The sequence below is a fragment of the Basilea psittacipulmonis DSM 24701 genome, from assembly GCF_000743945.1.
In the GTDB taxonomy this organism is placed as follows: Bacteria; Pseudomonadota; Gammaproteobacteria; order Burkholderiales; family Burkholderiaceae_B; genus Basilea; species Basilea psittacipulmonis.
This window is the reverse complement of sequence record NZ_CP009238.1, coordinates 1,829,131-1,849,490: the sequence shown is the minus strand read 5'-3', so window position 1 is coordinate 1,849,490 and position 20,360 is coordinate 1,829,131. Positions and strand designations below refer to the sequence as shown.

Below are 20,360 nucleotides of genomic sequence, written 5' to 3'. Positions count from 1 at the left end.
TTTCTGATGAACAAACGTTACTTTCGTGTTATTTTTAGCAAAACCTTACAACGTTTTGTCGCGGTTTCGGAATTGGCAAAATCCGAAAGTAAATCAAAAAATACCATACCTCAAATGCAACATGCGGTAAGTTTTTTGCCCATTTTAGGCACTTTAAAACCGCTGACTTTCCGTTTACTCTGTGCCTTGGGTTTTGTTACCGTGTCCTCTTATGTATCAGCAGATACACTGATCATCAAAGCCGATCCTAATGCACCTAAAAATCAACAGCCTATTATTATCCAAACAGCCAATGGATTGCCACAGGTTAATATTCAAACACCAAATGACAAAGGGCTTTCTCATAATAAATACCAAGATTTTAATGTGGATAACAAAGGAGCAATTCTTAATAATAGCCATAAAGCCACACAAACGCAGCAAGCAGGCTGGGTGCAGGGCAATCCCTATCTTGCTCATAGTGAAGCCAAAGTAATTCTTAACGAAGTGACTTCCACCCATCCAAGCCAACTCAAGGGTTACCTTGAAGTTGCAGGGAAAAAAGCCGAAGTGATTATTGCCAATCCAAATGGACTTCATTGCGATGGGTGCGGTACGATTAATGCAAGTCGTTCAACCATGACCACAGGTAAACCAATTCTTGAAGATGGCCGTGTAGCGGGTTTTCAGGTCGAAAAAGGTCAAGTAAAAGTCAGTGGTCGAGGCCTAGATAACAGTCGTGTTGATTATACCGATATCCTTGCTAGAGAGGCAGAAATTAATGCGGGTATTTGGGCAGGCAAAAAACTCAATGTCGTGACTGGCAAAAATACTGTCCAACCGTCAGATAGTGATCAAACTGATCGTGAATTAAAAATTATCCGTATTGATGGTGAAAATCTCAATGAAAAGACCCCATATTATGCTTTAGATGTGACAGAACTTGGCGGGATGTATGCGGAAAAAATCCATTTGGTAGGTACAGATCAAGGTCTTGGCGTACGCAATGCGGGGCACATTGGAGCGACGGCAGGAGAGATATTAATTGACTCACAAGGGCGGCTTGTTAATAAAAATATCATCCATGCCGAACAACAAGTAAACGTGAACGCCCAGCAGATTGAAAATATAGGACGCATTGAATCAAATAAAAAAGATATTAAGTTAACCTCTACTACTGACATAAACCAACAGGGACAAATAATTGCTCGTCACGGTAATGCCAATTTAACCGCCAAAACGAGTATCAATCAAAAAGGCACAACAGTAGCCCAACAGAATATTCAATATCAAGCGACTCAAATTAACAATAACGATGGGTTAATTTGGGGTGGAGACGTTCACTTAACTGCCAATGATGTCGCTAACCAAGGTGGTGGGATTTATGCCTCTGAAAATCTCTCTGCAAAAGTAGCTCAAACCTTAAATAATCAACATGGCGAGATGTTAGGCGGTAATGCAGTATCCTTTTTCTCCCCACAACTATTAATCAATAACCAAGATGGATTGATTGAAGCAGGACATAAGATTGATATTGATGCCAAAGGATTAGTACAAGAAGGAACTATTAAAACCCAAGGCGATGCCCGTATCAAACTGATGGATGACTTCAGCTTAAATCAAGCATTTCAAATTGGTAACAATCTAGATTTTAGTACAGCTGGCGACTTTGTCAACCATGCTGAACTGGTGGTGGGCAACCAAGCAACGGTGACCGCCAACAATCTGTTAAATAGTAAGAATGCCGAAATTTCCTCAACGCATACTTTAATTACCAGCAAAACTTTAAGCAATTATGGATTGATTGATGGCACGACTAACGTTATCAACACTGTTACCTTAAACAATGTAGGTTCAGGCAGGATTTATGGCGATCAGTTGGCTATTCAAACAGATCAATTAAACAATGTAAAAGAGGACGATCAATCCGCCACTATCGCTGCTCGCCAATCTCTTAATCTTGGTGTTAACACCTTACTCAATCGTGATCACAGCCTTGTATTAAGTCTTGGAGATTTAGCAATTGGAGGCATGCTTGATAGCAATCATCAGGCAACGGGTTACGCCAAGCTAATTGATAATGGTAGTGCGACGATTGAAGCTTTAGGTAATGGAAGTATTCATACCGAAAGACTATTTAATCACGATTTGTATTTAACCTTGGGCGAGAATCATACTGATGAACGGCGAGTTGAATATGCACCAAAAAATGCTTCTCAACGCTACGTATTAGTAGATAAAGATGGTACGCATGGTCGGTTTGATTTAAAAAATAACAATAAACGGGATAGAAACTCTTATTTAAGGCTGAATGATGGAAGAACCATTGCAGCCAATGGCTGGGTGACTTGGGGTTACAATCGCCACACCATTACTTCAACGATTGAACAACGAGACCCAGCGAAAATTCTAATTGGCGGCGATCTCCATCTGTCAGGGAATGAACTTGAAAACAATACTTCTACCCTATCTGTAGGTCACCAATTATTATTAGGCGATACCAGTTTTGCAAACAACCCTCAAAATAACAACTTACAGGCCACTGATGGTGTTGTGCTTAAAAATATAGATACCTTGGGATCTATTGATATCACGGATACAGGACGTTGGAGTAGTTTTGCCAAGCATCGTCATCGTTATGGTTTTTTAGGTAAAAAACGCTGGGCTGTTTATGGTGATGGTGGAGGTAATTTCAAAGAGACACACCCCACTCAGTATTTTAATTTCAATTTAGTGCTAAATGAAATCGGCACTCCGATTCACAGTACCGCAATTAACATCGCCAATCAAACGACTCATGAAAACGTCTCGTTGAAAAATGTTTCCCTCGCTACACAAGATGCAATCATTTCTGGGGAAGTAACCACTCATAACGATGAACATGACACTAAGGTTAAAACTCATTTAGCAGATATTCGACTACCACAAGAGAGCCTTTATAAAATCAATCCTGATGCACCAAATGGCTATTTAGTAGAAACCGATGCTCGTTTTATTAACCGTAAACAATGGCTCAGTTCTGACTATATGTTTACCGCGTTACGTTCAAACCATGAAAATGTACAGAAACGCTTGGGAGATGGTTATTATGAACAGCGTTTAATTAACGAACAAATTAATCAACTTACTGGTCGTCGCTTCCTAGATAATTATAGTTCTGACATAGAGCAATATAAGGCGTTAATGGATAATGGTATTCATTATGCCAAGCAATTTAACCTGAGCTTAGGCGTAGGTTTAACCGCCGAACAAATGTCAGAACTTACCAGCGATATGGTGTGGTTTGTTAACCAAGACGTTACATTACCTAATGGTAAAACCATCACGGTGCTTACTCCTCAAGTTTACTTAGTTTCCCGTCATCTTGATGTGAGTTCACAAGGAGCATTAATTTCTGCACAAAATATTATAGGAAGCTTCAACGGTGAATTAACTAACACAGGAACCATAGCAGGACAGAATCTTACCGCACTTTCTAGCAATAACCTAAGTAATCAGGGCGTGGTCTTAGGAGATTCAGTGGATCTGCGTGCCAATCAAAAATTAGTCAATCTTGGTGGTAGAATCGAAGCACTTAGCTCAGCTACTTTAATAGGACAAAATGGCGTTGAGATCGCCAGCACCACTAGTAGTCGTCGCGACAATCAATTTGGGAATGAATTTGAACGTACTCATGTTGATCAAGTTGCCAATGTGAATGTGCAAGATAAAAATGGTAAGTTGATTATTTACAGCCCTGAAGATGTCACCATTAAAGGAGCGATACTCAACAGTGCAGGCGAAATACTGGTGCAAGGCCAACATATTGATGTAGGCACACTCAATACCTTAAACAAAACCCATTACAATGCGAATGCAGATAATTACTATCGTCTCCATCAACAACAAGAAGTAGGTTCACAGATTAATGCAACTGGCGATATCACGCTTTCAAGTGAACAAGGCACTGTAGTTCGTCAAGGAACTGTCCATAGCGAACAAGGTGATATTCACTTGCTTTCGCAGGGTGATATCCGCATTGAAGAAGGCAGAGACAAGGAACAACTTTCATCTGCAGGCAAAGTAAAACGTAGTGGCTTCTTGCAATCCACCACTTATGTTACCAAACACGATCATGATTACGATTTAGCTAAAGGCTCAACCCTAGATGGCAAAAATGTGATATTACAAAGCCTTGCTAATTTGACGGTTCAAGGATCCAATATTGTCGCAGAAAATCAACTCGACGCTCGTGCTAAAAACCTGACGATTAAAGAAGCAGAGAACCGTGTCTTTGAACAAGATTTTGAGAAAACCACAAAATCAGGTTTAATGGGTTCAGGGTTTGGGTTTACCATTGGCAGTAAAAAAGTCACGACTGAAAATGATCAAAGCAAATATTACGCCACCGCTAGCCAAGTCGGTAGCTTAAATGGCATCACTACTTTACTTGCTCAAGATGATTACCGTCAGCAAGGAAGTACCGTGTCTTCACTTGAAAGCGATGTCAATATTATTGCGAAAAACATTGCTATTTTAGCGGCCGATGACAAATATACAAGCCATTACAAACACACGATGGAACAAAAGGGCTTAACCATTGCGATAAATGTTCCTGTCATACAAGCCGTCCAAAGTGCTTTCGCTGTAGCAAAAGAAGCTAAATTAATCGGCGACAGTAAAAACAACCGAATCAATGCAATGACTAGTGCTAATACCGCTTGGAGTGCTTATCGAGCAGGACAGGGTTTAATGCAAGCCAAAGAAAGCCTAAGTCAAATGGCGAATGGTAATTTGGCTGAAGGTGCCAATGTCAGTGTATCCATCACTTATGGTCAACAAAAGAATGTCCAAACCACCGATATTCAAGGCAATACAGCGGCTAATAGTGCTGTTAATGCTGGTGGAAAAATCACTATGGTCGCCACTGGTGCAGACAAAGCATCAGATATTCATATTGTGGGGTCGGATGTATCGGGCAAACAAGGCACACTCTTACAAGCTGACGATGAGATTAATTTACTCGCCGCAAAACAAACTCACCAAGAACGCAGTAAAAATAAATCCAGTGGCTTTAATGCTGGTGTAGCCATCAGTTATGGATCGAATGGATTTGCTTTCGGAGTCACTGCTGGTGGCAACTACGGCAAAGGCTATGGCAACGGTGATGAAGTCACTTGGCGTAACAGTCATGTCGGCGATAAAGCGAGTCAAACTCTCATTCAAAGTGGCGGTGACACATCTATTCGTGGTGCTCAAGTACAAGGTAAAAGCATTGTCCTTAACGCAGATAACCTTAATATAGCCAGCTTACAAGATACCATGCGTTATGAAAGTAAACAAATGAACGTCAGCGGACAAGTGACAGTTGGTTATGGTTTCTCTGGTTCAGCCAGCTTTAATCAATCAAAAATGAAAGCAGATTACGCCAGCGTACAAGAACAATCTGGCTTATTTGCAGGCGATGAGGGCTATCAAATTGATGTACATAACCACACAGATTTAAAAGGAGCGTTAATTACCTCTACCGCACAAGCCGAAGAGTCAGGTAAGAACCGTTTTGAGACGGGAACGCTCTCTTATTCTGATATTCAAAACCATAGCAGTTATTCTGCAAAAGGTTTTGGATTAAGTGGCGGGGTTACCATAAGTGGAGGTACTGCACCAAAAGAAATTGACGGCAAGAAACTACAACCCATCGGAGAAAATGCTAAAGATGGTTCTGCTAAAGTAGAATATAGCGGTGTTGCAGGTATTGCAAACCAAGGCAATTGGGGAGTTACCAAAGGCATTGCAACTGCATTACTCGGACAAGTTAGCGATAAAGGTAGTCAAAACGGTATCACCACTAGTTCAATCAATACGGAGCACATCAAGATACGTGATGCGGAAAAACAATTGGCTCTTACAGGTAAAAGTGTTGAAGAAAGTTTACAAAATCTTCCTAAGATTAATCTTCATCAATCAGTTGAAAAAGCAGATATCCAGACCATTCGCTCGAATTTAGAACGTGATTTAAACACTGCAACTGAGTTTGTGAATAATTTCAACAATCAAGGTGATGAAATTTACTACAAAATGGAGAAAAATGAAGACTCTCTATTTACTATTCAACCTAAAACCACAAATTGTAATCATATGTCTTGCTTAGATTACGATAAAGATAACTCCCAAGAACTTAAACGGATACTGTATAGTGAAGAACGGTTAACCAAAGAACAAGCTGCGCTATTAAGTAAGGTTTCCACCGCAGGTATGTTGAATTTAACAAGAGTACAGAAAGTTAGCACTGCTATTTTATATGATGATGATTTAGCCTCTATTAATGATACAGCCGTAATCCTTAATCGAGGCAGTGCGGGAATATTAAGTGAATTTTTATTTACTGGTTTTGAACGTTTTAGAGCTTGGGCAAACATGCCAGCAATATTCGGAGCATCTAATGCGACGAGAGATCATGCTCAAATTGCAAAAAAATTAGATGAATATAATGCTTATGCAAGATTGCATGGAGAGCCAGAGTATACGCTAAAAAACGTGGCTCATAGTTTAGGGGTGTCAGGTAATAAAAATATGCTGAATTGGTCAGCTTATCTTGGACAAAGATATGATAACACTAATGTAGAGTATTTACATTTAGGTGGATCCTATCCTTCGATTGAAATCGATAAACAATCCAGAACCTTATTTAAAAAGGTTAAAACGCTATATCATGGCGTTAAGGGCGATTTTGTTTACGAAGGATTGCCTCTTTTAAGAAACTTGGGGCTAGGTATGATAGGGAATAACCCAAATGCCAAGCCCAATCGAGCAGACTTATCTACATTAGAAGCACATTCTGAAGCCAACCAGAATATTAATAATTTGAAGTTTGTTTATGATGAAAATAATGAAAAATCTGCTGAAAAATGGAAAAACACTTTAGATATTTTAAACAAAACTCATCAAGATGGAATCAGAAAGTTCAATATTGTTGGAGATGACAAATGATAAAAAAAATTACTATTTTATATTTAGCCTGTTGCGTAAGTGGTTGTCTCTGGGTTTGGTATCCGCCGTATTCTTCATTTTGGAATGAGGATATATGGGTTCATCAAAATAATAATACTTCTCCTTCTGGAGATACTGTTAGAGAATGTTATGCTCAAGCATTAGCACCATTTGAAACAAAAGTTGTAGGTGGATTAGAAATAGCTGCTAATCCAGATGATCAAGAGAAAGTTGGGAATCTTGAGGGGGCTTGTTTATATCAAAAAGGATATAGGTTTAATGCTAGTTGGAAATATTGTTATAGATTTGAGAGAACTTGTAAAAAATGGAACAAATATAGAAAATAATCAATTTATAAAAAGGTCGGATACTTGTATCCGATAAATTGCCAATAAGTCCAGAATCATGTTTTTGATGAGGATAATCTAAATCTTTAAGGTGTTTAAAAGTAATCAGGACTATTTGCAGGCGATGAGGGCTATCAAGTGAATGTTAATCAGCATACCAACCTAAAAGGTGAGTTGATTACCTCTACCGCACAAGCCGAAGAGTCAGGTAATAAAAATATGCTGAATTGGTCAGCTTATCTTGGACAAAGATATGATAACACTAATGTAGAGTATTTACATTTAGGTGGATCCTATCCTTCGATTGAAATCGATAAACAATCCAGAACCTTATTTAAAAAGGTTAAAACGCTATATCATGGCATTAAGGGCGATTTTGTTTACGAAGGATTGCCTCTTTTAAGAAACTTGGGATATGGTATGATAGGAGACAACCCCAATGCCAAACCTAATCGAGGCAACTTGTCTGTATTCGATGCACATTCTGAAGCTAATCAGAACATTAATAATTTGAAGTATGTGTATTATCCAGGTGATGAAAAAAGTAGGCAAGCAATGCATAAGGTCAAAGAAATTCTTATGAATATGTACCCTGATTCAAAAGGAGTTCGAGTTTTCAATGAAGTTAATCCTAATAGTGAGGGAGAGTAAGCAATGAAAAAGTTAGTCATCATTGTCATATCATTTCTTTTAACAGGATGCTTTCCGTTTCTTTATAGAGAACCTTTTGAGATATATAGCTATGCTAGTTGGGTTGATGCAGAAACCGAGGAAGAAGTAACTAATGAAGATTTTAGATTTTGTGACGACAAAGCTATATTTGAAGTCATGGGTATAGTTGTCGACACTGAGGAAGTTATAAGGACAGGAAACTTTGATAAAACCTACCCTCCTTTAGGAAAATGTTTATACGAAATGGGCTATGTATATAAAGTAAAACATCCTATATTGTATTGTGCTAACAGGCCTGAAATATGCAAAGCTTATAGAGATTACATAAGAAGAGATTTTTTTTCGGAGTAATATTGCAGATGTATTGGTGTGGGAGAGACGAGTACAACATTATCTGAAAAACTCTGGGGACAAATCGGGCCGATAATAAAAACTATAAATTTTAGTAATAATGTTTTACAAGAGGATAATGAGTAATGAAAAAACTTATATTTTTACTTCCTTTATTATTATCAGGATGTTTTTATTGGGCAATTGGTTCCCCACCTGCAACAGACTTTTGGGAAAAAGATGGAAAACAACTTTCTCGTGAAGAATATACTATTTGTAGTGGAAAAATTTTTCCAAGTCTAGGAGATAGATATAAATATCTTTATGAAAAAGAAGAACAACTAGGTTTTATTAAATTTCATGAAAACAAAGAGGAGTCTGAAGAATTTAACTCTTATTTAAAGATGGCATTTGAGTTAATTGATAAATGCTTATATGAAGAGTTAGGCTATCATTTTAGCCCACCTTTAAAATGGTGTTTATCCCAAGACCAACATAATACGAGAACCTGCATAAGAAATATAAAGTATATGTATTAGATTTTAATAATACTATTTTTATCTGTTTCAGTATCACAGGCATTGATAAACGTGATGGCACCATTAAACTAATTCCCGTAAAAATACCCAATAAAAGAAAATAAGTAAGGAAGTAAATATTATGTCAAAAAATTATACTGTGTATTTAGGTAGTGTTACGAAGATGAGTTATGAAGAAAGTATACAACACTGCCAAAATTGGGCCAATTATTTATATGGGAAAGGCTATTTTGATCTTTATGATGTGGATATACGCAAAGGAACAAAAACTTTAAGAGATAAGCCAATAAGCACACTCCAAGAAACTATAGATTATATTAATGAAAAAGAAGGAAATCCTTTAATGCGAATGAGGAGGATTAGTAATTATCATGCTGCCCAATCCTCTTTAGATTTATTACTTAATGCTGATGTAAAAGCATTTAAAAAACATGCTTATATTGCAGGCAAATTACTACTACTGTCAAAAGATGACTATCAGTGGGCCTACAATGGTATTAACGTAGATCATTTCTTTCTCAGTATTATGTCTGACAGCCCTGATTTAATTCGATTTTTAATTCAACATCGAGATGAGATAGTTTCTGTTGACACTCGCTACGAAAGTGATGATCCACGTCCTTATTTTAATGCCAATACCTTATTAGCACTATCAGGAGAGTGGGAGCTGTTAAAAAGCAGAAGTCAATTATATTTACAAGATAAATATAAGGCTCGACATTACCGAATCAGGATTACTGACCACGAGTTTTATATTGCTTTATGCGATAAAAATGTTGATGGAATGAAGGATGCATTAAATAAATTATTAGAACCTAAACTAGCCAAACGTGCTGTATATGACACAACAGTATGGTTTGATTTTTATTTACAGCTACAGGTATTGTTATATGCAAAAATCGCCTTTATTCACGGATTTGATTTAGGCATTGACAGTCCTATTGCCCCCAAAGAATTAATCGAATACAAACCACTTAAATCAGAAGAATATGTCGATCCTTATGATTTTATGAAAGAGTTTGACTATGACCAACCAATTATGAATTGGATTAATTATTGGAATGCGATTTTTGAAGAAAATCAACGTGAACAACAAAAGAAACGCAAGGGTTTATCTTGGTTTGATCGACTAATACTTAAATTATTTGCAAGATAATTATGTATCATGGTAAGACAGGGATTCAAAGATTTTTTATATACTAAAGCAATGAAAAAGTTAGTCATATTTGGTTTATCATTTCTTTTATCGGGTTGCTATTTGATGAGTGATTTTCCAAATGATATAGCTTATTATCGGGATGAAGAGGTGATTAATTTCATGTTCCCTAAAGATCCAAATACATTAGAAGAAAATAAACAGGCAGAAGAGATAAAGGCTTATCAGAAAAAAGTCTGGGGACAAGTCGGACCAAAAACACAAACGGTGAATTTTGATAATAATGTTTTGTCTAATGATGAAGAGGACAAAGAATAAACCAACCATCGCTATCTATCTGTTAGAAATTTAGAAACTGTAGTAAGTTGTTTCTAAATATCACCTCTCTTTTGTCGTATTTTAAGCGAAATGTTAAAAGAGGTGCGAGGTGAAGCTGGGTGGTTGGGTTTTATGGGGACCGTTAAAATGAATGAAGTTTGATCATGGAGAATGAACATTTTTCCCATTGATCGTCTCCATGGTAAGTAAAGATTTGTGGCTCGGTATGAGAAGCAATGCTTAAAACAAATTGATCGTTCTCAATGAGGTAACATGCAGGAGGGCAGGGGAAAGTGGATTGGAATTGCTGTTGTTGGAGAAAGACGCTGATTTGCTTGAGTTCATCAATGCCTTTGCCTTGAGATTTAAGAATGGATTCTTTAATACACCAATGCGATAAAAAAAGGCTTTGTTCTTTATTCGCCGCCTCTTTTTCTGCATGATCCATCGTCACAGCAAGCCATTCTTCATGTTTTAATTCCTGTTGGGTAGAAAAGGTTGATGGAGAAGTGGGTGGACACTTTGAATAAGCTTGTTTTTCAATCGTCATACCAACCCCCTTTTTATGGCTTAATGCCTGTTGAGTAGAACGAGTTGATGAGCGTATCGTTGTAGAAGGTTGTAAATAAGCTTGTTCACGGGTATTTAAAATGTGAGGTAATAGGGCGGACCAAGATCGATTCTTGTTTTTTGATTCAATATCCACGCCGACTGCTTGATAGGAAGTGACGGCGATGGCTAGGTATGGCCCTGAATGGCTAATATTAAAATCAATTGGTGAGTTAGGAATAAAGGGGCGACCATTATCTTGAATTTGGATGTTATTTAAAAGCGATTCGGGAAGTTGAAAATAACGAAAAATCTGGTGTAATAAATATAATGTTTGAATGTCTTTTGGAGTCGCTTGTTCGGATTTCCAGTGATCTGCCTGATAGCATTTAGGCACGTGGATATCTTGCCAAGTAGTCAAAATAACACGGGTAATAGGATCGTTGTCCATAAATGCTATCGGCACACCGCATTAGATCATACGTTTAAAGACGAGTGAGGTATTGACACCACCAAAAGCAAAGTTATTGGTCATCACGTATTCAGCCTGAATGGTCCGTCCGCTTTGCAAATAATCTAGTTCCCCGCAACGTGGGTCAACATGATTTAAATTAGCCGTGGGAGCAAACCAATCACTATTCATCATCTCGATGGAGAACCAAGCTTCTAGAACGCCACAAGCACCCAGCGTGTGACCCAAGAAACTCTTTTGGCTACTGATAGGCATACGAGAACCAAAAAGACGAGAGGTGGCTTGTGTTTCTGCAATATCACCGAATTCAGTTGCAGTGCCATGTCCATTCACATAAGCGATAGCAGCTGGATCTAAATGAGCATCTTCTAAAGCGAGTTTCATACAATGGTGCATGGTATCGGCTTCAGGACGAGTGATATGCGTACCATCACAGTTAGAACCAAAACCAACAATCTCTGCATAAATCTTTGCTCCACGAGCTTTGGCGTGTTCGTATTCTTCCAAAACAAACATACCTGCCCCCTCGCCAATGACCAAACCATCGCGATCTTTATCATAGGGGCTAGGAGTTAATTTAGGTGTATCGTTTTTTAAACTGGTGGCGTATAAGGCATCAAAGACATAAGATTCGCTGGCACACAGCTCTTCTCCGCCCCCTGCCAACATCATCGGAATTTTTCCATACTTGATGGCTTCATAGGCGTAACCAATGGCTTGGCTACTCGATGTGCAAGCACTAGAAGTAGGAATCATTCGGCCTTTGAGACCAAAGAAAATGGATACATTCGCTGCCGTTGTGTGAGGCATCATGCGAACGTAAGTATTGGCGTTAAAGTTCGGTGAATCGCCTTTGATGAGTAATAAAGCCACATCGCAAATGGCTTGAGGACTGCCTGCAGAAGAACCGCTCGCTACGCCCATGCGTCCGTCTTTAATGCTTTCATCGTCAAGTAAACCAGCATCGGCTAAGGCTATCTGAGCAGACTCTACGCAGTATTGTGAAACAGGGCCCAGGCTTCTTAACTGTTTTCGGGTCCATTCTTGAGGAGGTTGGTAATGTTTTAATGGTGCAGCCAAACGTGTAGTTAATTCCTTGTATTGGTCCCAGTCATCCATACGAATGACGGCATTTTCACCACGTTCAAAATAAGGTTGGATTTCTTTCCAAGATTTGCCTAAAGCAGTGATACCGCCCATTCCAGTGACAACAACACGTTTTAACATAAACCACCATTAACAGAAATAACTTGACGCGTAATGTAAGAAGCTTGTTCAGAAACTAAAAATGCAACGGTATGAGCCACATCTTCAGGACGACCCATTTTATTCATCGGAATGGCTTTTAGAATTTCTGCAACGGGAACATTCTCGTCAATAATATCCGTTTCTATTAAGCCAGGTGCCACGCAGTTTACAGTAATTTGACGTTTAGCTAATTCTATGGCTAAGGCTTTTGCAGCACCGATAATACCTGCTTTTGAGGCACTATAGTTAACCTGTCCACGATTGCCAATTAGGCCAGAAACAGATGTAATACAAACAATTCTTCCTGGTTTTCTTCTACGAATCATCGGCATCATAATAGGATGCAAGACATTAAAAAAGCCGTCTAAATTCGTGTGAACCACCTGATCCCAATCTTGTTCACTTAATGCGGGAAAAGCATTATCGCGAGTTAATCCCGCATTTAATACAACACCGTAATAAGCACCATGTTCTTGTACATCATGCTCAAGTATTTCTTTCGCGGTAACACGGTCTGATACATCGAACTGTAGAATCCGAGCATGGCCTCCTTGGGCTTGGATCATGTTTTTGACAGACTCAGCTTCTTGAATCTTAGATCGACAGTGTAGAACAATGTTGAAACCTTCTTGGGCTAGTCTTAACGCAATGGCTTTGCCAATCCCACGGCTTGAACCAGTAATTAAAATGCTTTGTTCGTTCATGCTTATAAATATAAATGGCTTCCATCACATTGACGGAAGCCTGATAGAAAAGATTATCTTCTACCTAAAAGATTCGTCATAATATTATTGACCTGATCTTTTAGAGATGTCACTTTATCTCTGTTTTTGTATTTAACGGTACCAACACGTTTGTCGTTGATTTTGATGCTGGTAGTTGATTTAGTGATGTATTGGTAGTCGCCATTCATTCTGGCATTGTACCAAATGATATTTTTACACGTTCCTTGTGTTTTCACGATATGGTTACTAATGCCTCTCTGAGTAAGGTTTTCAGAGATGTATTGGGCGATAAGTGGGCTGTTGGCACGTTGAAGAACGCATACGTTATCTACTTTGATATTAGAAGGAACAGTTTTAGCATTAAAAGAACCGCAACCCGCTAAAATAGCGGCACTGACAGCACATAAAGCAACGATTTTTTTCATATTAAATTCCCTTTATTTGAGAAGTTTTAGGACTATAGACACTAAGTCTAGCGGTTGCAATCAGTGTTTTGGTCTGATCAGGCTCGATAAGATAAGCACAACCATCAAAAATACCAAAACCATTTGCATCTTGAGTAGATAATTTTACATCAAATTCCAATAGTGAATTCATTGGAATCGTATCAAAAAAGATCTGATATTGACGACTGCCTAATAGGAAGCCTAATTGGATAGGTTCGTTTTTTATTTTTGCTTGACATCCTGCCCATGCACCGACGGATTGGGCCATCATTTCAATGCAAAAGAAACTTGGCAGTTGTCCCTCTCTGACAAAAACATGATCTGGGCGAACAGTGGATCGAGCGATCAAATGGTCTTTACTATACTCGATGACTTCATCGATAAGCACCATATCGACGCTATGAGGGAGCAATGAGGCGACATTTCGGATGGGTAAATTAAGCATGTTGAGGCTCCCCAATGATTAATATGGCATTAGAACCTCCAAAAGCAAAAGAAGCACTGAGGCCGATTCTAGCTTGGTTTGAAGGAAGATAATGCTGATGAGCCAAACAAATTTGATCAATATTCGGATCGTATTCGCAGCTGACATGATTGGGAATTTTTCCCTCTGGATTTAAGGTGCGATCCATCACGCCCCACACAAAGGCGGCTTCTAATGCACCAGCTGCCCCTAATGTATGGCCTGTTTGGTACTTTGTGCTTGTACATGGAATTTGGTCACCAAAGATTTCATGAATGGCATGACTTTCCATAGAATCGTTAAGTTGTGTACCCGTGCCATGCAGATTAATCCAAGCGATATCATTGGGGTTAAGGTGGCCTTTATTTAGTGCTTCTTGGATGGCTAAAATCGCACCTGTGGCTTGCGGACAAGGTGAAGACATATGATAGCCATCAGAACTGCCTCCATCGCCTAGTAATGCCATGCCTGAAGATTTTTTGGACAAAATAAATACAACGGCCGCTTCACCAATATTAATCCCGTCTCTATCTTTGGAAAAAGGAAGATTTTGTCCTTTAGATAGGGCTTCTAGTGAGTGAAACCCATTGATGGATAGACGCGATAAGACATCAACTCCTGCACAAATAACGGCATCACAAATTCCACTTTCAATAAGATTTTTGCCACTGATAAGTGCTTTGGCACTCGATGTACAAGCCGTAGAAATCACGTATGATGGGCCACTTATCTCCAGCATTTGCGACAAAAAGTTTGCAGGCGAAGACAATAACTGGAAATCATGTACGTAACCTGAATGCTCCCAAGATTGGTGTTGTTCGTATTGATCAAACGCCTTGATATTGTTTTCGATGCCCGTATTGGTGGTTCCTACAACAATACCAATGCGATGTGATTCGTATTCTTGAATCAAGGCATCAATTTCAGGCTTGATGTCGATAACAGCATTCCACAATAACTGATTATTATAGGTTCGATGAATATCAGGTGTGTGATCGGGAAAAGGCTGGTGATACGGTGCTTTGCCGACCATAATGTTTTTATCTTGGATCCAATCTTGACTAAAAGATAAGGGGCTTTTTGTATCATCGAGAAGACGGCGGATATGCTCATCTAATCCTCTTCCAAGAGGACTGATAACACTAGGTTTATGAAGATAGACTGTCATATATTACTCTATGAATTGTATAAGCCATTTGTCTTTGTCAATAAATATCATAGCTGAATTTTCCTGCTTTTCAAGTCTCCACTTGCCTGTGTTTAACAACGAGGTATAGGGAGCTGGAATCCGATCAGGAAATTGCCATGAAACAATCGCACTAAACAAATAAGAGGCCTTTCGGTTCGGATACAAAAAACCGTCATTTTGCCAACCTGAAGAAGTTAGGATTTGACGCGTGATCGGAACGCCCAGTGGGGTTAGTTGTGTGGCTCGAAAAGTACCTTGATAGGACTGAACGATAATCAGTGATGATAAATGCGTGTTGAGGTTTTGTGCTTGATATTGTTTGACGATGGTTTGGTTTTCATCAAACAACCGTGGGTAGCTTGTTTGGCAAGCTACCAACAGTGTCACACTTAAACATATTAAAATAAATTTAATAACTTTCATGAATGTTGTGATGTTGAACGACAAATTTCAGCAAGTGTCTTGAGCTTTTCTTTAGAGCGTTTGACAAAAGGATTATTCGTATCCCAAGCATATCCAGCCAAAATCGCACTAATCATTTTTTTGATCTCAGGATTAGGATTTTCTTGGTAAATCACATCTTGGAAAGAATAATCATACCATCCCATCACATAGGTTCTAAACGCATTTACACCAATCATCAACGGTTCTGTAAATTCTTTTTCCCAATCAACAGCTTCATTCTTGAGTGTTTTATCCAAAGCATCCACAGCAAGATCGGCTGAGTGCATAGCGATTGTGACACCAGAAGAAAATACAGGATCAAGGAACTCAGCTGCATTACCTAATAAAGCCCAACGATTGCCATACAAGGCTTTCACATTGGCAGAATAACCTTTTAATGTTGAAAACGGCGTATCCCATTTAGCATTAACCAATAATTTCTTGAGCATTGGAATACTGTCAGCATAATGGCGAAGAATGTATTCAGGCGTTTGTTCAGGCAGTTGTTCAAAAATCTTGGGTTCACCCACCACCCCTATAGAGGTACGACCATTGGAGAAAGGAATGAACCATAGCCAAACATCACGCTGTGTGGGATGCGTACAAATCAAAATCTTATTACGATCAAAAGAATCATCTTGAATATTATCTTCAATATGCGTGAAATGAGCATGTCTAACGGGTAGGCTGCTCGGTGTTTCTAAATCAAATAAACGCGATAAGATACGTCCATAGCCACTGGCATCCAACACAAATTTTGCTTCTAATGTAAAAGGTGTTTGAGATGATAACGGTTTGATCGTTAAAGTGGCTTTTTCATCATCCGTATTGACATGCGTGACCTCGTGTTCGTAAAGTACGACAGCACCTGCTTTTTCGGCTTCATCGATCAAAATTTTATCAAAGCGAGCTCTTTGTACTTGGAAAGTCGTGCCTGGACCAGACGTGAATTTATCTTCAAAATTAATCGTGGTGTAACGATCGCCCCAAGTAAAAGCAGCACCATTTTTAAATTGGAACCCTGCTTGTTTGATTGCGGGCAACATACCTGCTTTTTCGATAAATTCCATGCAATGAGGTAATAGACTTTCTCCGATGGAAAAACGAGGAAATTTTTGTTTCTCGACAACGGTTACGTGATAACCTTTTTGTCTAAGTAACCCTGCAGCGATTGAGCCAGCTGGGCCGGCACCAATAATAGCAATATCAGTTTTCATTATAGTCTCTGTAGTTGATAAGATAATTTAATGGCTAATGCCATGTTCCAAAGTACTCCGATGGATACACTTAATCCAAACTGTGCAACCGCCGGTGTACCGCTAAAAGCTAAAAGAATAAATGTTAAAAATGTGGTTAAAAAAGCTAATAAAATGCCATGGGATTGGCTTTTTGAATTTAAGGCGTAGATGGCATAATCGACTCCTATAGCGCTGGCTAATAATAGTCCAAAGACAGAAAAAATTCCAATAGGAACAGACGCGACGCTTAAACAGATAATGGTAAGCAAAGAAGCAAAAATAGGGACTTGAATAATTTTGATCCCATTTCTCAACCCAAAACAAACACACAAAACTACTAATACGAGAATCAAAGAAAGAATCTTATAAATCGTCGCCTGCGTGCGAGCGTGATGGAATACATCATTGATGTCTTGCTTGTAATCAACCCATTCTATCGAGGTGTCTGAACGTTTATTAAGGTCAATTAATTTTTTCAAAGAAGATATGGCCTGTGGCGATACCCCATCTAATGTAATAAGTGATGCGTATTGATGATCGATCTGCCCTAAAAATAACGTTTTCCAGCGTTGGGCAAATTCATATTTAAGTGTATCGTTGATAGATAGTGTGGGTAAATTAAGAACATCATCCGCTTCTTTTTTCCATACCTCATCAGGGATACCAATGCTGGAAAGCAAGCGTGCATCAGGTGATTGAACGAGTTGTTTGATTTTTTCTCGAAGTTGTGTTTGGGTGGGTGAGCTATTTACCCATTGGCTGAGTGAGGTATAGTTTTGAATCAAGCCTTGTGTTTTAAGCGTATCAAGTGATTGGCTTAACTGTTTGTCCAAAGCCAATAATTCAGTTTCATTCGGAGCGGTTATTAAAAAGAATTGGCTGGCTGGATTAATGCCTGATTTTTGAGCAATTAATTTACTTTGGTTTAACCAATACTCAGGCAGGTGAACCCAGTGACTGATGTCATCTTTAAAAGATGGCGGGAAGATTAGGCAAATAGCGATAATCCCTAAATACGAGGCAAGGCGATGAGCATCAAAAAACTGCCAAAAACGATGAATGGTTTTTTGAATAGATGAAATGATTGTTTGGATATTGCTACGTTTAGGTTCCCAGTTTCTAAAGTATTTAGGTAGGACAAAATAAGTGAATAAAAAGGCGGTGATAAGTGTAGCCATTGAGAAGACCGCACTTTCTTGAAGAATCGGAATTGGTGTCCAACATAACATGAAATAACCAAGTAATGTGGTGAGTAGTGCCACAAAAAAAGGCTTCCATGTTTTTTGCATACTACGTTCGGCATTCCAAGGTTCATGCCAAGCATGGCTTAACCAGTGAATTGGGAAATCGATAACTAAGCCAATTAAGCTGGTGCTGATGACTAATGTCAGGATATGTATTTGCCCAAAAACAAGGACGCATACTAAAAATCCAGTGATAAAGCTAAATACGATGGGAATAAAAAGTGAGAGTAAGCGAATGGTTTTAAAACTAAACCACAACAAGGTAATCACTGCCATGACACTGATGAGGGACATCCAAGAACTTTCTTGTTCACCCTGTGTTTGTCCGACTGCACTGTAGATTGGCCCACCACTTAAAAGTAAGGTTCCAGAGTTATTTTTGATCCACTGTTCATTCGCATTAAATTCATCTAATAAGGCTTTACCACGAGCGATGGGTATCGCGGTGATCAACACCCAATGATAGTGGCCATCATGGATTTGCAAGGTATTGGTGCTGGGGTGAAGTTCAATATACGAATGGTGAGATAGTTTTTGAATGATTTGTTGCGAAAAGCCCAACCAGTCTTTATCTATTGGAACGATATGGGGAGTAAATGGATTGGTGATGGATTGGAGGCGACGTGTAAAAAAATCGTGGGCGTTGTCAATACTTTGTTCGGAAATCCCTGCTAACCGTAACGACGCTATATCGTGAATGAGCTGGTTTTGTTGAACATCTATTTGCCAATCGATGCGTTGGAAGAGGTGACTGTTTTGCCATGTTGAAACAAGTTTAGAAGCGAGTTGTGCAGATGTTTCTGAATTAGGGCTGCCGACGAGTGCAACGATTCTCTCATTGAGCGGTTGGTTGATGTGATGAATGGCTTGAGTTTTTTTCTCGCTGTAATGAGATTGTGGCAAGAGGGATAATAAGTTAGTATCAATCGCCTGACCTGATAGAATTTTGGGGAAACAAAGTGATACTAAGATCGCTAAAATGATCAGGTAGGCGATTAAAAATATTTTTTTATTCCAAAGCATGGAGTGCCGCCCCTTTTAGAGCTTGGTTAATTTTTTGTTTAGAAAAAGAAATAATCGTGTCATCACCTTGTTGTTCAAAAATATGCACGGATTCTAGCGAAGATGAACCTTTGATCTCGATTCGATCAAAGATCTGCTTGAGAATGATGCCTTTTGGGGTGAGGCTTAATTGCCAGTTTTCAGAGGTCCCCGTTAAGCTCATGTTAAATTGTTCACGTAAAGACTCGATATCGCCATTGAATAAATCAAGTAATAAGGATTCTTTGCTTTGGTTAGAGGCAGGTAGCCAAGAACCATTGGCACTCAGTTCTTCGATCCCATTTTTAGTGACGCGAAGAGTGGATTCAATGGGCGAGGACATATGCCAATACAGCCCCTTATCCTGTTGTATCGCAAAATTTCCAGCACTTTTAATCGGAATAGGAAGCGATTTTAAATGACGAATTTGTTCAAAATCACCACTGACGGTACGAGTGTTTTTTAGCATTTGACTTAATGCGTCCATCTGTATTGGCTGAGCAAAAGCTAGTGAATTCGCCATCATCAGCAAAACAGAGAGAAAGATTTTTTTCATGCTTTAGCCTCTAGGTATTGTTTAACGGCGTTTTGCCAGCTTTCTGGTGTCACAAATTGCATTTCGCGAGTCTCTAAACTCACAGCAACTTGTGTGGTTGAGCCTCTGGTTAAGCGGGTGCCTGTTTTTTTGTCATAAACTAAATAGTTCACTTTAAGTTTACTTTCCCATTCCACTAAATCGGCACGAATAACGACATCCATATCAAATAAACAAGGCTGTATGTATTTGACTTCGACCCCAACAACTGGCCACATATAACCTTTTTCTCGCATGATGTTGTAATCGTAGTTTAAAAGGCTAAGAAGCTGACATCTAGCCATTTCAAAGTATTTGATGTAGTTACCATGCCAAACGATATGAAGACTATCTACATCAAAAAAAGGAATCTTTATTTCTAATTCGGTAAAAATATCGCTTCTTTTTCTCATTTTA

At 38.9% G+C, this 20,360-nt stretch carries 18 protein-coding genes; 7 read left to right on the top strand and 11 right to left on the bottom strand.

Annotation, left to right across the window (positions count from 1 at the left end; all coding sequences use genetic code 11):
* The first annotated feature begins 6 nt into the window (after nt 1-6).
* The 7 genes from IX83_RS07930 (at nt 7) to IX83_RS07900 (ending at nt 10,310) form a co-directional block, all read left to right on the top strand.
* Nucleotides 7-6,948 (top strand): two-partner secretion domain-containing protein, encoded by a 6,942-nt coding sequence (locus IX83_RS07930; RefSeq protein WP_038501155.1) that lies wholly within the window; start codon nt 7-9, stop codon nt 6,946-6,948.
* Complete coding sequence (locus IX83_RS07925) at nt 6,945-7,295, top strand: hypothetical protein (protein ID WP_038501153.1); 351 nt, start codon at nt 6,945-6,947, stop codon at nt 7,293-7,295. Before IX83_RS07930 ends, IX83_RS07925 begins: the two co-directional genes overlap by 4 nt.
* Nucleotides 7,296-7,433: 138 nt before the next feature.
* Nucleotides 7,434-7,946: a hypothetical protein gene (locus IX83_RS09050; RefSeq protein ID WP_038501150.1), complete on the top strand. Its 513-nt coding sequence runs from the start codon at nt 7,434-7,436 to the stop codon at nt 7,944-7,946.
* 3 nt (nt 7,947-7,949) lie between these two features.
* A complete protein-coding gene (locus IX83_RS07915; RefSeq protein ID WP_038501147.1) occupies nt 7,950-8,318 on the top strand; it encodes a hypothetical protein in 369 nt (122 codons plus the stop codon).
* A 125-nt stretch (nt 8,319-8,443) separates the two neighbouring features.
* Nucleotides 8,444-8,836: a hypothetical protein gene (locus IX83_RS07910; protein WP_038501144.1), complete on the top strand. Its 393-nt coding sequence runs from the start codon at nt 8,444-8,446 to the stop codon at nt 8,834-8,836.
* Between the two features lie 121 nt (nt 8,837-8,957).
* Nucleotides 8,958-9,992 carry an Imm49 family immunity protein gene (locus tag IX83_RS07905; RefSeq protein ID WP_051919568.1) on the top strand — a complete coding sequence of 345 codons (1,035 nt, stop codon included), beginning with the start codon at nt 8,958-8,960 and terminating at the stop codon, nt 9,990-9,992.
* Nucleotides 9,993-10,097: 105 nt separating this feature from the next.
* Nucleotides 10,098-10,310, top strand: a complete 213-nt coding sequence (locus IX83_RS07900; RefSeq protein ID WP_143244797.1) for a hypothetical protein — start codon at nt 10,098-10,100, stop codon at nt 10,308-10,310.
* A 142-nt stretch (nt 10,311-10,452) separates the two neighbouring features.
* Here the strand turns inward: IX83_RS07900 and IX83_RS08720 are convergent, their stop codons facing one another.
* The 11 genes from IX83_RS08720 to IX83_RS07845 are packed head-to-tail and all read right to left on the bottom strand — an operon-like array spanning nt 10,453 to nt 20,356.
* Nucleotides 10,453-11,310, bottom strand: a complete 858-nt coding sequence (locus IX83_RS08720) for a 4'-phosphopantetheinyl transferase superfamily protein (RefSeq protein ID WP_051919565.1) — start codon at nt 11,308-11,310, stop codon at nt 10,453-10,455.
* Between the two features lie 21 nt (nt 11,311-11,331).
* Nucleotides 11,332-12,558 (bottom strand): beta-ketoacyl-ACP synthase, encoded by a 1,227-nt coding sequence (locus IX83_RS07890; protein WP_038501138.1) that lies wholly within the window; start codon nt 12,556-12,558, stop codon nt 11,332-11,334.
* Nucleotides 12,552-13,283 (bottom strand): 3-oxoacyl-ACP reductase FabG, encoded by a 732-nt coding sequence (gene fabG, locus IX83_RS07885; RefSeq protein ID WP_038501136.1) that lies wholly within the window; start codon nt 13,281-13,283, stop codon nt 12,552-12,554. The genes IX83_RS07890 and fabG overlap by 7 nt, the downstream gene beginning before the upstream one ends.
* Nucleotides 13,284-13,336: 53 nt before the next feature.
* Nucleotides 13,337-13,729, bottom strand: a complete 393-nt coding sequence (locus IX83_RS07880; protein ID WP_038501133.1) for a hypothetical protein — start codon at nt 13,727-13,729, stop codon at nt 13,337-13,339.
* Between the two features lies 1 nt (nt 13,730).
* Entirely contained in the window at nt 13,731-14,195 is a 465-nt protein-coding gene (locus IX83_RS07875) for an ApeP family dehydratase (protein ID WP_038501130.1), read from the bottom strand.
* On the bottom strand, nt 14,188-15,381 hold the full coding sequence (locus tag IX83_RS07870) for a beta-ketoacyl-ACP synthase (protein WP_038501128.1): 1,194 nt from the start codon (nt 15,379-15,381) through the stop codon (nt 14,188-14,190). The genes IX83_RS07875 and IX83_RS07870 overlap by 8 nt, the downstream gene beginning before the upstream one ends.
* A gap of 3 nt (nt 15,382-15,384) precedes the next feature.
* Nucleotides 15,385-15,825, bottom strand: coding sequence for a hypothetical protein (locus tag IX83_RS08715; protein WP_051919562.1), 441 nt, complete (start codon nt 15,823-15,825; stop codon nt 15,385-15,387).
* Nucleotides 15,822-17,063, bottom strand: a complete 1,242-nt coding sequence (locus tag IX83_RS07860; protein WP_038501125.1) for an NAD(P)/FAD-dependent oxidoreductase — start codon at nt 17,061-17,063, stop codon at nt 15,822-15,824. The genes IX83_RS08715 and IX83_RS07860 overlap by 4 nt, the downstream gene beginning before the upstream one ends.
* Entirely contained in the window at nt 17,063-19,351 is a 2,289-nt protein-coding gene (locus tag IX83_RS07855) for an MMPL family transporter (RefSeq protein ID WP_038501122.1), read from the bottom strand. The genes IX83_RS07860 and IX83_RS07855 overlap by 1 nt, the downstream gene beginning before the upstream one ends.
* Entirely contained in the window at nt 19,338-19,925 is a 588-nt protein-coding gene (locus tag IX83_RS07850; protein ID WP_038501119.1) for a LolA family protein, read from the bottom strand. Before IX83_RS07850 ends, IX83_RS07855 begins: the two co-directional genes overlap by 14 nt.
* Entirely contained in the window at nt 19,922-20,356 is a 435-nt protein-coding gene (locus tag IX83_RS07845; RefSeq protein WP_038501116.1) for an acyl-CoA thioesterase, read from the bottom strand. The genes IX83_RS07850 and IX83_RS07845 overlap by 4 nt, the downstream gene beginning before the upstream one ends.
* Nucleotides 20,357-20,360 lie beyond the last annotated feature (4 nt).

Bases quoted from the DNA above. Each gene is read 5' to 3' on its own strand.
- IX83_RS07870 (WP_038501128.1), bottom strand. From the start codon at position 15,381: ATGACAGTCTATCTTCATAAACCTAGTGTTATCAGTCCTCTTGGAAGA.
- fabG (WP_038501136.1), bottom strand. From the start codon at position 13,283: ATGAACGAACAAAGCATTTTAATTACTGGTTCAAGCCGTGGGATTGGC.
- IX83_RS08720 (WP_051919565.1), bottom strand. From the start codon at position 11,310: ATGGACAACGATCCTATTACCCGTGTTATTTTGACTACTTGGCAAGAT.
- IX83_RS07880 (WP_038501133.1), bottom strand. From the start codon at position 13,729: ATGAAAAAAATCGTTGCTTTATGTGCTGTCAGTGCCGCTATTTTAGCG.
- IX83_RS07850 (WP_038501119.1), bottom strand. From the start codon at position 19,925: ATGAAAAAAATCTTTCTCTCTGTTTTGCTGATGATGGCGAATTCACTA.
- IX83_RS07860 (WP_038501125.1), bottom strand. From the start codon at position 17,063: ATGAAAACTGATATTGCTATTATTGGTGCCGGCCCAGCTGGCTCAATC.
- IX83_RS07900 (WP_143244797.1), top strand. From the start codon at position 10,098: ATGAGTGATTTTCCAAATGATATAGCTTATTATCGGGATGAAGAGGTG.
- IX83_RS07875 (WP_038501130.1), bottom strand. From the start codon at position 14,195: ATGCTTAATTTACCCATCCGAAATGTCGCCTCATTGCTCCCTCATAGC.
- IX83_RS07905 (WP_051919568.1), top strand. From the start codon at position 8,958: ATGTCAAAAAATTATACTGTGTATTTAGGTAGTGTTACGAAGATGAGT.
- IX83_RS08715 (WP_051919562.1), bottom strand. From the start codon at position 15,825: ATGAAAGTTATTAAATTTATTTTAATATGTTTAAGTGTGACACTGTTG.
- IX83_RS07845 (WP_038501116.1), bottom strand. From the start codon at position 20,356: ATGAGAAAAAGAAGCGATATTTTTACCGAATTAGAAATAAAGATTCCT.
- IX83_RS07915 (WP_038501147.1), top strand. From the start codon at position 7,950: ATGAAAAAGTTAGTCATCATTGTCATATCATTTCTTTTAACAGGATGC.
- IX83_RS07890 (WP_038501138.1), bottom strand. From the start codon at position 12,558: ATGTTAAAACGTGTTGTTGTCACTGGAATGGGCGGTATCACTGCTTTA.
- IX83_RS07910 (WP_038501144.1), top strand. From the start codon at position 8,444: ATGAAAAAACTTATATTTTTACTTCCTTTATTATTATCAGGATGTTTT.
- IX83_RS07925 (WP_038501153.1), top strand. From the start codon at position 6,945: ATGATAAAAAAAATTACTATTTTATATTTAGCCTGTTGCGTAAGTGGT.
- IX83_RS07930 (WP_038501155.1), top strand. From the start codon at position 7: ATGAACAAACGTTACTTTCGTGTTATTTTTAGCAAAACCTTACAACGT.
- IX83_RS07855 (WP_038501122.1), bottom strand. From the start codon at position 19,351: ATGCTTTGGAATAAAAAAATATTTTTAATCGCCTACCTGATCATTTTA.